Source organism: Caballeronia udeis, from assembly GCF_001544555.2.
Classification (GTDB): domain Bacteria; phylum Pseudomonadota; class Gammaproteobacteria; order Burkholderiales; family Burkholderiaceae; genus Caballeronia; species Caballeronia udeis.
The window spans coordinates 29,028-43,624 of record NZ_FCOK02000083.1 but is presented as its reverse complement, the minus strand read 5'-3'; the positions used below and the strand labels follow the sequence as shown (position 1 = coordinate 43,624).

Below are 14,597 nucleotides of genomic sequence, written 5' to 3'. Positions count from 1 at the left end.
GGCAGCATGAGCGCGCCGGCCGAGGCGCTGACGCGCTTCTGGGCGACTCTCCGTGAAAAGAGCCGGGTGCGCATCGAGCACCCTGACCTGCCGGCGGAGCTGCAGTCCGCGACCGGCGAACTGGCAGCCGCGCTCTGGACGCGGGCGGTCGACATGGCGCAAGAACAACTGGCCGCCGCGCAGCTCGAGGCGCAACGATTGGTCGCGGACGCGCAGGCCGGGCAAGCGAGGGCCGAGGCCAAAAGCGACCAGTTACGTCAGGAACTGACGGGCAGTGCGGCGGCGCTGGACGGCGCGCAAACCCGCATAACAGAATTGGACCAGGCGCTGGCGATCTCCGTCGCCGCGACGTCAACGCTGCAGGATCAGCTACGGCTCGCACAACAGGGCGAGCTGCAATTGCAGCAAGCGCTCGAGACCGCCCGACATGACTTCGCTTCTCAACTGGACAAGCTGCGTGCTGACGGCGTGCTGGCGCAGGAGCGGCTCAAAGCCGTCGAAACCCGGGCGCTATTGGAAATCGACCGCGAGCGGCAAGCGGCCGGGCGCTTGCAGAAGGAACTTGATACGGTTAACCGTAAAGCGGAGCAGGGCAGCACCCGGCAACGGGATGAGGTGCAGAAACTGCAGGCTCAAGTCGGCGACCTGCGTCAGCAGGTCGGTGTGCTGGAGGGTAATCTGGATGCGCTGCGCACCGCAAACGCGCGTTATGTCGAGGAAGCGGCGCAGGCGCGTGAGCAGCGAGACCAACTCGCGTTGTCGCTGACGCGTACCATTGCAAAGCAGAAGCCGCCGCCAGCGAAGCCCACAGCGGGCTCGCGCAAGAGCAGTGGCCCGGCGCGCAAATCGCCGCGAACACGACAATCTTAATTGCCTCGGGTCGGTAACCGACGTTGGTGTCTGATTCGCAATTCTTATTCGATGCGTATGGCGAATCAACCCGAAAAATGCAAACACGGCCGGATGTTCAGCGGCGTTGTCAAATGGGCTAATCTGACAGACTTGAGCGACCAACTTTTCCAACAGCATTGGCCATCTGCGGCCGTTCGAATGCCGGCTTCCTCGACGTAGCGCACCTCGCCACAATCGTGTTCCTCGAATCATCGGCTTAAGCTGCCGTCAACGAAGGCGGTGCTCTTGCCCCCGTCAATGCGACAGATATCCAACACTTTTTAGTCAATCGAGAGTTGATCCAGGACTAGACGACGTTTGTAGCGTTCTTATTATTAAAAGACCGTCTCGCACCTTCCGACCGACAAGGTGTTACCCAACATTGGTGCTAATCTACGGAAAACGGGGGTCAATAAACATGAATAAGACTGCATTCTTCGCTTATACGGCAATGCCGGTTGCTCTAGGCGAAACCATCGAGAGAGCTCTCAATCAAGCGCGATCGCTCAGCGGATTTTCTCAAATTTTCTCTTGGAAAGCTCTTGACATTGCAGGACATTTCATACCCCTGGAAATTGAGCAACAGCTCGAGGAGGCTAGGTTTCTGGTGGCCGACATCACGTTTCTCAATTTCAACGTCACCTATGAAATTGGATTCGCGATAGGTAAGGGGAAACGAACCTTTCTAGTTCGAAACCGAAGCTTTCAAGAGCAATCCCCTAATATTAGGGAAATCGGATTATTTGACACCCTCGGCTATAGTGAATATGCGAACGCAGACGACCTTAGGCAGTTGTTTTCAAGTTTCTCTCCAGACGATCCGATCGAAGTCTCCACCACGTTAAATAAGAAAGCGCCTGTTTACGTGCTCGAAGCGAAACACAAGACAGACTGGATGTCCCGGGTGATTTCTCGTGTAAAGAAGGCGCGCTACACTTTTAGAAATTTTGATCCAAATGAATCGCCTAGGCTCTCTGCTTACGACGCGATAAGTCATGTCGGTCAGTCGTATGGCGTTTTGGTCCCGCTTATATCAGCGGCGCAAGACGGCGCGACTGTTCACAATTTGCGTGGCGCATTTGTTGCCGGCTTAGCAGCCGGGATGGGGAAAGCTCTTTGTGTATTGCAACAAGGCGACGGACCGGTGCCAGTGGATCTCCGCGACGTTGCTGAAACTGCACAAAGAGTCGAAGACGTAAATGAGGTTGTAGCCGAATTTGCTTCGCGCGTTGCAGAGGCATTTCAAGAAGATCATGTTGCCTTACATACCCCCAAGGCAACGTTCTTGCAAACGATGGATCTTGGATCATCGTCCGCCGAAAACGAAATGCGCACCCTTGGGAAATATTACCTGGTAACCGATGCATTTCTAAAATCACTAAGAGGTGAGGCTCACCTTGTGGTCGGCAGGAAGGGCTCCGGAAAATCAGCAGTGTTCCTCCAGCTAAGAGATCGGGAAAGATCAAGAAATCCGAGTCAAAATATTGTTTTGGATCTCAAACCCGAAGGCTACAAACTAGTGAAGTTCAAGGAGATGATGCTCAGCTTTATGAGAGAGGGTACGCTGCAGCACACTATCACCGCGTTTTGGAACTATGTACTACTTCTCGAGATTTGCTACAAAGTGCTGGAAAAAGATGAAAAACGCCATCTTAACGATCACGATCTGTTTGATTCGTATAAAAAACTTGAAGATCTTTACCACGTGCAGAAATATTTTTCGGAAGGTGACTTTTCCGAGCGAATTGGCGCATTGATAGAAAAAATTCAAACAGATTACAACAAAAAATATGGCGGAGAAGTGGACGTCGAGCTTGATTCGGCACAGGTAACCGAACTGTTATACCAACACGACGTGAAACGTCTTGAAATCGAGCTGACCAAGTACATGAAGCACAAGGGTGCTTTATGGCTTTTGTTTGATAACGTAGATAAGGGCTGGCCGACGACCGGACTGCAGCATGCCGACCTTATGATTATTAGGGGGCTGATTGATGCCTCTCGTAAAATCGAGCGTGAATTCTCGAAACAAGATGTCGCTGTGAATACAGTAGTTTTCCTTCGTAATGATGTGTACGAATTACTGGTGCAAGAAACATCAGATCGTGGCAAGGAAGGTAACGTCATGCTTGACTGGACAGATCAAGATCTGTTGCGTGAGCTGGTTCGGCTACGTATTGTGGCCAACGGCATTAAGGATTCGCTGCCTATTGAGATAGTATGGCCAATGATTTGTGCGTCGCATTATAAAGGAGAAGACAGTCTGCAATATCTGATTGACAGGTCTCTTATGCGACCACGATTTTTGCTTAATTTGATTAACCAGTGTAAAGCATCTGCCGTAAATCATCGCCACGCAAAAATAGATGAAAGTGATATTGAAAAAGGTCTCAAAACATTTTCGGTTGACATTCTCACTGATGTGGAATATGAAATAAATGATATTTCTCCGAACTCTGGAGAAGTACTCTATGCATTTATCGATTCGCCTAGCATTATGGACAGCAAATGCGTGGTCGAGCTATTGGAAAGATTCGGAATTTCTGCATCGAGTACCGCAGGTGTCATTGATCTCCTATTGTGGTACGGATTTTTAGGAGTTCAAGTTGACGCAGAAGAGGTGCGGTACATATACGACTTTAGTTATAGCAGGCGCATGTTGACCGGGTTTTTGAAAGCTACGCCGAGTGCTGCCTATGCCGTCAATCCTGCGTTCTACCAAGCTCTGACGATAACGAGGAAACGCTAGACGGGCTGGCCATGTCGGTTGCACAACTCTGCCCCCTGCAAGTGTTCACGGATTCGGAATCCATGCGCCGGCACGTAAAGCGACTGCAGGAGCGCGTCGACCACTCCCGCCAAAAAAGATCAGTATCGGCGGCCGCGCTCGAGGCATCCTGGCCCCGGCGGACAACCGGGGTGGGGGCCGATGCGCGAAGACGCGCAACACGAGGGCTAACATCGCCATTCGTGATAACTCCAGTTATCAGATGTGGCGATTTTTAAGCAAGAGGAAAAGGACGGTTTTTTCGCATGCGAAAGCGTCTGGCAGGCGAGGAGCGCGCTGAGGTCGAGCAGCGTCACGTTTGCCTGGGGTTTGCCTGTGAGCGGTACGATGCGGTAGGGTGCGGGTTTCATTCACCGAACAGGGCTCGCCATGAACAAACAGCAACTGATTGACGCGGTCGTGGCGAGCACGGGCGACACGAAGGCGGCCACCGGCGCCGCGATCGACGCGATCCTCGCAACAGTCACACGCGCGGTCACCGTCGGCGATACGGTGCAACTGGTCGGCTTCGGATCGTTCTCGACGGGGCAGCGCGCCGCACGCACCGGACGCAATCCGTCGACGGGCGCCGAAATCCAGATTGCCGGGGCTAAGACAGTCAAGTTCACGGCCGGCAAGGCATTCAAGGACGCCGTTAACGCATGATGACAAAGGCGGTGATCGCGCCCGGCGACTACACCGGGCTGCACAAGGAAGTGGTCAGCGTCATCGGGTCCGCGCGACGCACGGGCGCGCGCAACGTCAATGCGGTGATGGCCGCCGCTTAATGGGAGATTGGGCTGCGGATCGTCGCCAGCGAGCAGGGCGGCCAGGCGCGTGCCGGTCACCTTCCATACCTGCGTGGAGATCGTCCGAGTGCTCAGAGTTGTTTTTGCTGTTCTGGCTGGCTGACGGTAGGATCTGGCTGGCGAACCCCTCGATCGGGTATCGGAAGACGCCTCTCAGGTGCATACCCTCGACGCGGGTGGCCGACGTAACGGGGTCCTTCCCGGGGCCGCAAAGGGACATAACAAGTTATGAACAACGACAATCCATTTTTCGACCACCCCATTCTGAACTTCCCCTACGGCTACCCAACGCGTCACTGGGAGCTCGATGATGAAGGCCAACCGACTCAAAAAATCATCGAAAGCCGCCGTCAGGCAGAGTTCATCACGCCGATTCCAAAGCCCAAAAAACGCAAGGGTTCAGGCGAACAAGCGACCTTACTGTTCGACGAAGGCAAGGGTCTCTCGACGGCGCAGCAGCAATACGATCATACCGCCGTCATCAATGCTGTTCGTCAGCAGGTTGACCATTGGCGACGATTGCCAAACCCGACTGACTGGCGTGTAACTCCTGAGACGGCGCGCCTACTTCAGCACTGGCGGCATCACAACTTCAGCGGCATCCGTCCTTTCTTTTGTCAGATCGAGGCTGTTGAAACGGCGATCTGGCTAACTGAGGTCGCGCCTCAGATGGGTAAGGTGGGAGAGGGGTTTCTTGAACACCTCGCCAACGCCAACAACGACGCCAACCCGGAGCTCACACGCCTCGCGTTAAAGCTCGCAACGGGTGCGGGTAAGACCACCGTGATGGCGATGCTCATCGCCTGGCAAACCATCAACGCGACCCGCCACCCGCAGAGCAAGCGCTTCACGCGCGGCTTTCTTGTTGTTGCACCCGGCATCACCATCAAGGATCGCCTGCGCGTCTTACAACCGAATGATCCGGACAGCTACTACGCTAGCCGCGAACTGGTTCCAAGCGACATGTTGGAGGACGTAAACCGCGCCAAGATCGTCATTACCAACTATCACGCCTTCATGCTTCGCGAGCGCATCGATCTTTCCAAGGGCGGACGCTCCCTGCTTCAAGGGCGTGGCGACGAACTGAACACCCTCGAAACCGACGGGCAAATGCTGCAAAGGGTCATGCCCGATCTAATGGGCATTAAAAACATTCTCGTGCTGAACGATGAGGCGCATCACTGCTACCGGGAGAAACCTGGAGCGGATGACGAGGACGAACTGAAAGGTGATGATAAGAAGGAGGCGGAGAAGAACAAAGAGGCTGCCCGCGTGTGGATTTCCGGCCTTGAAGCGGTAAACCGCAAGCTGGGCGTGGCGCGTGTCATCGATCTCTCCGCGACGCCGTTCTTCCTGAGCGGTTCAGGCTATGCCGAAGGCACGCTCTTCCCGTGGACGATGAGTGACTTCTCACTCATGGATGCCATCGAATGCGGCATTGTGAAATTGCCGCGCGTCCCGGTGGCCGACAACATCCCTGGGGCCGAGATGCCCATGTTTCGCAATCTCTGGGAACACATCGGCAAGAAGATGCCGAAAAAGGGGCGGGGCAAGGGCAATAAGCTTGACCCTCTGAGCCTACCGCCGCAATTGCAGACAGCGTTGGAAGCTCTTTACGGTCATTACGAGAAGACCTTCGAGCTTTGGGAGACGGCAGGGATTCGCGTACCGCCGTGCTTCATCGTGGTCTGCAACAACACATCCACGTCGAAGTTGGTCTACGACTACATCTCGGGCTTTCTCCGAGAGAACGATGACGGATCGAAGACCCCTATTGCCGGCCGCCTGGCGCTCTTCCGCAATTTCGACGAGCACGGAAACCCGTTTCCGAGACCAAACACACTGCTGATCGACAGCGAACAGCTCGAATCAGGGGATGCGTTGGATGACAATTTCCGCAGCATGGCAGCTGATGAGATCGAGCGCTTCCGTCGCGAGATCATCGCGCGCGGCGGCAAGGCGGCCGACGAGTTGCAGGGGGGCAAGGAACTCGCCGACGCAACGCTGCTTCGCGAAGTCATGAATACGGTGGGTAAGCACGGCCAGTTGGGTGGATCGATTCGCTGCGTCGTCTCAGTTTCCATGCTGACGGAGGGTTGGGATGCCAACACGGTGACGCATGTGCTGGGCGTGCGTGCTTTCGGCACTCAACTCCTGTGCGAACAAGTGATCGGGCGCGCGCTGCGTCGCCAGTCCTACGACCTGAACGAAGACAATCTCTTCAATGTGGAATACGCCGATGTGCTTGGTATTCCATTCGACTTCACTGCCAAGCCAGTTATCGCACCACCACAGCCGCCGCGCGAGACCATCCAGGTCAAAGCGGTGCGGCCCGAACGAGACGCACTTGAGATCCGGTTTCCGCGTGTTGAAGGCTATCGCATCGAGCTGCCTGAGGACCGCCTCTCGGCGGAATTCAATGATGACTCGGTGCTGGAACTCACGCCGGACCTCGTCGGCGCTACCGAGACTCAAAACTCCGGGATCATTGGGGAAAGGTCGGACCTCAATCTCGTTCATACCGGTGACGTGCGACCTTCGCAGGTTTTGTATGAGCTGACATCGCACCTTGTCCTGAACAAGTGGCGGGATCCGGGCGAAGACGCCAAGCTCCATCTGTTCGGCCAACTCAAGCGCATCGGCAAGCAATGGCTCGACGGCTACTTGGTGTGCAAAGGCGGCACATATCCGGCGCAGCTCAAATACAAAATGCTCGCCGATATGGCATGCAACAAGATCATCGCTGGCATCAACCGCAAGTTCGTGGGCGAGCGGCCCATCAAGGCCGTGCTCGACCCCTACAACCCGACCGGGTCCACCGCGCTCGTCAATTTCAACACGTCCAAAACTGATCGATGGGAGACGGACGCACGCCGCTGTCATCTCAACTGGGTCATCCTCGACAGCGACTGGGAAGGTGAGTTCTGCCGCGTCGCTGAGTCTCACCCGCGCGTCCGTGCCTATGTCAAGAACCATAACCTTGGCCTCGAAGTCCCTTACCGATTCGGCTCCGAGGCGCGCAAATATCTGCCCGACTTCATCGTGCTGGTGGATGACGGGCATGGCGATGACGACCTTCTGCACCTCATTGTCGAGATCAAGGGATATCGACGTGAGGATGCAAAGGAAAAGAAATCCACCATGGACACCTACTGGGTGCCCGGCGTGAATCATCTCGGCACGCATGGCCGGTGGGCATTTGCCGAGTTCACGGAGGTGTACCAGATCGAAACCGATTTTAAGGCCAAGGTCGAAAGCGAATTCAACAAACTGATCGAGTCCGTCGCCGCCTCGACGGTTGTAGAGGAAAAATAACTATGGCCAGAACCCTCACCGCCAAGACCGTCGAAGCGCTCAAGCACGACGAGGCTACGCGGAAGAACATCCCCACCGCCGAATATCAATCGATGATGCAGAAGGACGAGCAGAGCCCCGTGCGCGTCGCATACGGACGTCGCAACCGCGACCTCGACCCGCAGCTCGTCTGGCGCGGCAAGGACGAGCAGGACTGGAGCGACCTCGTCGTTCACGCCCCGCCGCTGTACATCCAGGAAAAGGTCCACCCCAAGGCATTGATCGACGACTTGCTGAGTGAGACGCGGGAGCGCGAACACGAAGCCGGGCAGACCACCGCAGATCTCTTTGCCGACTTCAACGGCATCCCCAAGGGCGTAGACAAGACCGAGTTCTATCAACACGACCAGAACTGGTCGAACCGCATGATCCTCGGAGATTCCTTGCAAGTGATGGCGAGCCTGGCCGAGCGTGAGGGCCTGCGCGGCAAGGTGCAATGCATCTACTTTGATCCGCCCTACGGGATCAAGTTCAACAGCAACTTCCAATGGAGCACCACCAGCCGCGATGTGAAGGACGGCAACGCCCAGCACATTACCCGCGAGCCGGAGCAGGTGAAGGCGTTTCGGGATACGTGGCGCGATGGGATTCACTCCTACCTGACCTATCTGCGGGATCGGCTGACGGTGGCGCGAGATTTACTAATGGATTCGGGATCAATCTTCGTCCAAATTGGGGACGAGAACGTGCATCGAGTGCGCGTGCTCATGGATGAGGTGTTCGGCGACAACAATTTCATTGCGCAGATCTCGACGAAAACCTCTGGCGGCTCTACCGGCGTTTATCTTCCAGGGGTAACCGACTACGTCCTGTGGTACGCCCGAGATCAAGAACGAACCAAGTACCGCGCGCTCTTTGGCTCAAAGGAGTTGGGCGAGGATGGCGCCGAGAAATACAGCCGCGTTCGTCTCGCGAACCTAGAACGGCGGGGCCTCAACTCGGCGGTGCGCGCTTCCAACGGGGAGTTGCCCGCGGGCTCACGTGTGTATCGCCAAGACAACCTGACCAGCCAAAGTGTTGGCCGGGACAAGGGAGAAGGGGCCGCTTCTTGGTTCCCAGTGTCAATTGAAGGCAAGGAGATTCGGCCTTCGATCAAGGTCCGGTGGAAAACGAACGAAGCTGGTATGAGGCGCCTGCTTTGTGCTGAGCGAGTTGAGGTGACCGGCAACAGTCTGGCGTATGTCCGATACCTTGACGACTTCAGCGCGTCGAACTCAAACAACGCATGGCTGAACATCGGTGGCGTTCAGAGTCGGGCTGATCCGAAAGTCTACGTAGTCCAGACACCAACAACGCTCATACAACGCTGTATCTCGATGACAAGTGATCCCGGCGATCTTGTTCTTGATCCTACTTGCGGTTCCGGCACCACTGCCACCGTAGCCGAGCAATGGGGCCGACGCTGGATAACGATCGACACCTCGCGGGTCGCTTTGGCTCTTGCCCGCGCTCGCATCATGGGCGCGCGCTATCCCTATTACCTGCTCGCCGACTCGCGCGAAGGCCAGATCAAGGAAGGCGAGGTCACGCGCACCGTACCATCCACTCGGCCTGTGCGTGGCAACATCCGCCACGGCTTTGTTTATGAGCGCGTGCCGCACATCACGCTCAAGTCCATCACCAACAACGCCGAGATCGACGTGATCTGGGAGAAGTCGCAGGCGAAGCTGGAGCCGTTGCGCAAAGCGCTGAACGCCGCGCTGAAGAAGACCTGGCAGGAATGGGAAATCCCGCGTGAAGCAGTCACGACGTGGCCGGAATCAGCAAAGAAACTGCACGCCGACTGGTGGCAGGCCCGCATTGCCCGTCAGCAGGAGATCGACAAGTCCATCGCCGCCAAGGCCGAGTTTGAATACCTCTACGACAAGCCCTACGGGGACAAGAAGACGGTCCGCGTGGCTGGGCCGTTCACGGTTGAAAGCCTGTCGCCGCACCGCGTGCTGGGAGTGGACGAGAACGACGAGCTGATCGATCCGAACGATCACCGCGCGGCCGAGCCTGGTTCCGGATACGGCGAAAAGCAGTCCTTCCCGCAGATGATTCTGGAGAACCTTAGGACCTCCGGTGTCCAGCAGGCGCACAAGGAAGACAAGATCACCTTCACGGCGCTCACCCCATGGCCAGGCGACCTTGTTTGCGCCGAAGGCCGCTACCTCGAAGGCAAGGCGGAATCAGGGACCGAAAAACGGGCCGCAATCTTCATCGGCCCGGAATTCGGCACAGTTACTCGCCCCGATCTGGTCGAGGCCGCCCGTGAAGCTGGTGATGCCGACTTCGACGTATTGATCGCCTGCGCCTTCAACTACGAAGCGCACGCGACGGAATTCAGTAAGCTCGGTCGCATCCCCGTGCTCAAGGCACGGATGAACGCCGACTTGCATATGGCCGACGATCTCAAGAACACCGGCAAAGGCAACCTCTTCGTCATCTTCGGTGAACCGGACATCGACATCCTCCCAGCCGAAGATAACAAGGTGCGGGTGAAGGTCAACGGCGTGGATGTGTTTCACCCAAACACCGGTGAAGTCCGCAGCGACGGTGCGGATGGCATCGCCTGCTGGTTCATTGACACAGACTACAACGAGGAAAGCTTCTTCGTCCGTCACGCCTACTTTCTTGGCGCAAACGATCCATACGGTGCGCTCAAAACCACCCTCAAGGCCGAAATCAACGAGGAAGCCTGGGCCACGCTCAACAGCGACACCTCGCGCGCTTTCTCTAAGCCAAGATCCGGGCGCATCGCGGTGAAAGTCATCAATCATCTCGGGGATGAGGTGATGAAAGTATTCAAGGTGGCGTGATGGAATTCCGGATCGCGGACACTTTCACCGACAGCCTCGCGCGGCTAACCGGCGACGAGCAGAAGGCGGTGAAGACCGCAGCGTTCGACCTGCAATTGAACTCGGCCAACCCCGGGTTCAGCTTTCACAGGCTTGACAAAGCCAAGGATAAAAATTTCTGGTCGGTGCGGGTGGGCAGCGATATTCGGTTGATTGTTCACAAGTCCGAGGCCAGCCTGCTGCTGTGCTACGTCGATCACCACGACAAGGCATACGCATGGGCCGAGCGGCGCAAGCTAGAAGCACACCCCAAGACCGGCGCGGCGCAGTTAGTGGAAATTCGTGAGCGGATTGAGGAAATCGCTGTCCCGAGATACATCGAAGCTGACCGGCTCGAGTCCGTCAAACCGCTGTTGTTTGTGCATGTCACGGATGATCAGCTGCTGAGCTACGGTGTGCCGATAGAGTGGCTCAGCGATGCGCGCCAGGCGAACGAAGACAGCCTCCTGGAACTGGCGGACCATCTGCCGAGCGAAGCCGCCGAGGCGTTGCTCGAACTCGCCACCGGCGGCAAGCCGAGAGTTCCGCAACCGGTTTCTCCAGGTGCTGATCCGTTCGCTCATCCGGATGCTCTTCGCCGTTTCCGTGTAATGAACGACATTGAGGAATTGCAACGCGCGCTGGCGTATTCATGGGAAAAATGGACCATTTTCCTGCACCCAGCTCAGCGGCAATGGGTGGAGCGCGACTACAGCGGGCCGGCGCGTATCTCGGGCTCGGCCGGCACGGGCAAGACCATTGTTGCCCTGCACCGGGCCGTCTTTCTGGTCCGCAGCCACCCAGATAGCAGGGTGTTGCTGACGACGTTCTCCGATACCCTGGCGAATGCCCTGCGAACCAAACTCAGGCGCTTGATCAGCAATGAACCGCGTTTGGCCGAACGCCTGGAAGTACACGCCATGAACGCCATTGGCGAGCGGCTGTATGAACAGCATTTTGGCCATCCACACATCGCATCTCCGGACGTTATCCGACGGTTCGTAACCGAGGCTGCGGCGGGAGTGTCTGGTCAGAAGTTCAGCCTGAGTTTTCTGCTGACAGAGTGGGAAGAGCTGGTTGACGCGCGGCAGTTGCACAGCTGGGAGTCGTATCGCGACGTAAAGCGCCTCGGCAGAAAGACGCGTTTGCAAGAGTCCCAGCGTGCCACGTTATGGGCAATCCTGGACCTCGTGCGCGCCCGTTTGCGTACGGAGGGCTTGATCACCCGCGCCGAACTGTTCACTCGCCTGGCCGACCAGTTGGCGAGCCGCAAACACCTACCTTTCGACTTTGTTGTGGTCGATGAAGCCCAGGATGTGAGCGTTGCACAACTGCAGTTACTCGCCGCGCTTGGGGCGGAACGACCGAACAGCCTGTTCTTTGCGGGCGACCTCGGCCAGAGAATTTTTCAACAGCCCTTCTCCTGGAAGTCGCTGGGCGTGGACATCCGTGGTCGTGCGCGCACCCTTCACATTAATTATCGGACATCGCATCAGATCAGAAAGCAGGCTGATCGCTTGCTGGGACCAGAGGTGTCGGATGTTGATGGCAATACTGAAGAACGGCGTGGCACGATTTCCGTGTTTAACGGACCCGCTCCTGCGATTCGGACATTCAACAGTCAGGACGAAGAAAACAGCGAGGTTGGCGCCTGGGTGACAGACCGTAGTAGGGAAGGGGTGACACCCCATGAAATTGGTGTGTTCGTCCGCTCGGATGCGGAGCTGAATCGGGCCCGAGCGGCAGTTGCCAAGACGGGCCTGCCGTTCAAGATGCTCGACGAGCACGTTGAAACGACGAGCGGTAAGATTTCGATCGGCACCATGCATCTCGCGAAGGGTCTCGAGTTCCGGGCGGTGGTAGTGATGGCCTGTGATGATGAGGTCATTCCCCTGCAATCGCGCATCGAGACTGTGGCCGACGACGCCGATCTGGAAGAGATTTACAACACCGAACGCCATTTGCTGTACGTCGCCTGCACGCGTGCGCGGGATCATTTGCTTGTCACGAGTGTGGCACCGGCGTCCGAATTTCTGGATGATCTGAACCTTTAAGGTCAGATACTGCAACGCACCCCTAAATGTCGAGTCTTGCGACCGCGCTCCGTGCGGCCTCGGAAGGGGGGAAGGACTACAACGAAGGACATCGCATTGCACGTGGTTCAAAGCCTTTCTAGGTCGACTTCGGAGCGATTGCAGCCCTGTCGCTTTCAGCCAATCTGCCGCGCCTCGGCTGGGCACGCGAAGGCCTCTTCGGCAACTTCTCCAATGCCTCCCAGAGTCGCTTTGCGTAGCAGACACCGGCGAACCTCACGGTGTCAGCGGTGAAGTGCATACACCATAGGGCTGCAAAGCCAAGCGCCAAGAGCACCACCACGATGTGTGCAGCATTCAGGCCCGAGGTGGTCCAGTACGGCGGCTGCAAATGCAGAGTACCGGCATCCAGCAAAGTCGCCGTCATCGTCATCACCGTGACGCAGCACCCGACCCAACGTGAACCGTATGCATTCCTGTTGAACCCGTAGGCTACCAATTCCTTGAAAATGAACGGGAAGGCTCTGCGGTCAATGGTGAGTGGGCGCAGTGCGTCAGCCGCCGCCGCATAGGCCTCGTCTGCGCGAGTCGGATCCTGCTGCTCTTCTTCTAAGCTGGGCATGTCAATTCCCAGCCGCAATGCAGCCAGCTCGTGATAGCGAAGTTTCGTCTGCATCGGCAAATGGATGTCACGGTGTCTCAGGAGCAACGTCGAAGGCTGTCCGCCCCACCGTTGATACAGACGTTCTTGCGCACGCAGCCCCCGCGTACGAACGAAGCTGGACAAGAAATACGGGCCACCGCACGCTGCCAGCACACTGCCAAGCCCTACGACCATCGGACTCTTGGTGCCGTACAGCAGTGCGAGGTAAGTGATCGCCGGGAGGAGCACCAGCAACCCTGGGAAGAGGCGCGCCCTCAGTTCGTACTGATCCAGCATCTTCTCGAAGATCGGAGTCCAGTTCATCGCGATTACCCTCATGCGGCCTTTGCTTGCAACGTGTAATCAGTCTCAACAGTGATGCTGCCGATGTAGTTCTCGAATGTGTCCCTGCCTTCGTCGGTCAAGCCGTTGTGGCTGTAGTTGGGAGTCGACACGTAGAAGTGCACCTTGTCGTCGACGCACTCCATCGTGATGTCGCCGGCGCGGTTCTGCGTGATCGTCATGTAGCCCGTGTAATAGTGGAGGTGTCGCGAGGGTGCCTCGCCGAGGACGATGATCTGGGGGTCCAGCTTTTTGAGCCAAGAGTCCGGAATTTTTCCGGAGTCACGGCCATGGTGCGACGCAAAGACGACCGTGGTCTTTTCCAAGCTTATGGAGTCGGTAATTTTTTCCATGAACTCGGTCTCCAGGTCCCCCAGCCACATGACACTCGCACCGCCCTCAAGCTTGTACCGAATCACGGCGGACACATTGTTGTAACTCTCACCGGCATTGCATGCCGCAAGAGTTTCCTGGAAATCCGGATTGCTGGTGTGGGGCCAAAGGATATTGATACCCGAGGTGCCCCGGACGTCATCCGTCTGGTTCATCCACTTGCGAGTGCACCCCTTGTGAATGTAAAACGCCTTCGTCATGTCATCTCGCAGCGAGCAATAGCGCTTGAACGACTCAGTCTCCTCGTCCTTGATGGCCTGGTTCTTGATCACGTAGAAGTTCGCAATCGGCATTTCATCATCCAGCAGTTCAATCCCGCCAAAGTGGTCTTGATCAGGGTGAGTCGAGATGAAGCGCGTGATTCCCTTGTGTCGGGATTCAAGCTTCAGTTCCTTGATGCGATCCTCGGCCGTTTCGGCATTGAGGTTGCAATCAATGACAGTGAAGTTGTCGCTGTTGTGCTTGATGTAAAACATGTCGCCGTTTCCCACGGCAAAGCTTTTTACGATCGACATCTGGGTTCCTTCGTATGAATGTATGAGCCTG

9 protein-coding genes are annotated in these 14,597 nt (G+C 56.7%); 7 read left to right on the top strand and 2 right to left on the bottom strand.

The features are described 5' to 3' along the window. From AWB69_RS37535 to AWB69_RS37510, 7 genes are all read left to right on the top strand, one after another. Positions 1–870: DNA-binding protein (locus AWB69_RS37535; protein WP_156529108.1), on the top strand; the 870-nt coding region annotated here is incomplete at its 5' end. 439 nt (positions 871–1,309) lie between these two features. Further along, positions 1,310–3,640 carry a P-loop ATPase, Sll1717 family gene (locus tag AWB69_RS37530; RefSeq protein ID WP_062091842.1) on the top strand — a complete coding sequence of 777 codons (2,331 nt, stop codon included), beginning with the start codon at positions 1,310–1,312 and terminating at the stop codon, positions 3,638–3,640. 408 nt (positions 3,641–4,048) lie between these two features. Further along, complete coding sequence (locus AWB69_RS37525; protein ID WP_062091841.1) at positions 4,049–4,324, top strand: HU family DNA-binding protein; 276 nt, start codon at positions 4,049–4,051, stop codon at positions 4,322–4,324. After that, on the top strand, positions 4,321–4,446 hold the full coding sequence (locus tag AWB69_RS50485; RefSeq protein WP_269447519.1) for a hypothetical protein: 126 nt from the start codon (positions 4,321–4,323) through the stop codon (positions 4,444–4,446). The genes AWB69_RS37525 and AWB69_RS50485 overlap by 4 nt, the downstream gene beginning before the upstream one ends. A gap of 249 nt (positions 4,447–4,695) precedes the next feature. Then, entirely contained in the window at positions 4,696–7,782 is a 3,087-nt protein-coding gene (locus AWB69_RS37520; RefSeq protein ID WP_062091840.1) for a BPTD_3080 family restriction endonuclease, read from the top strand. A 2-nt stretch (positions 7,783–7,784) separates the two neighbouring features. Beyond that, positions 7,785–10,622, top strand: a complete 2,838-nt coding sequence (locus tag AWB69_RS37515; RefSeq protein ID WP_062091839.1) for a site-specific DNA-methyltransferase — start codon at positions 7,785–7,787, stop codon at positions 10,620–10,622. Then, positions 10,622–12,694, top strand: coding sequence for a 3'-5' exonuclease (locus AWB69_RS37510; protein WP_062091838.1), 2,073 nt, complete (start codon positions 10,622–10,624; stop codon positions 12,692–12,694). The genes AWB69_RS37515 and AWB69_RS37510 overlap by 1 nt, the downstream gene beginning before the upstream one ends. A 118-nt stretch (positions 12,695–12,812) precedes the next feature. On the opposite strand, the gene AWB69_RS37505 is transcribed toward AWB69_RS37510, so the two are convergent. Further along, positions 12,813–13,640, bottom strand: a complete 828-nt coding sequence (locus tag AWB69_RS37505; protein WP_156529107.1) for a hypothetical protein — start codon at positions 13,638–13,640, stop codon at positions 12,813–12,815. An 11-nt stretch (positions 13,641–13,651) separates the two neighbouring features. Then, on the bottom strand, positions 13,652–14,566 hold the full coding sequence (locus AWB69_RS37500; RefSeq protein WP_062091836.1) for a ComEC/Rec2 family competence protein: 915 nt from the start codon (positions 14,564–14,566) through the stop codon (positions 13,652–13,654). Positions 14,567–14,597 lie beyond the last annotated feature (31 nt).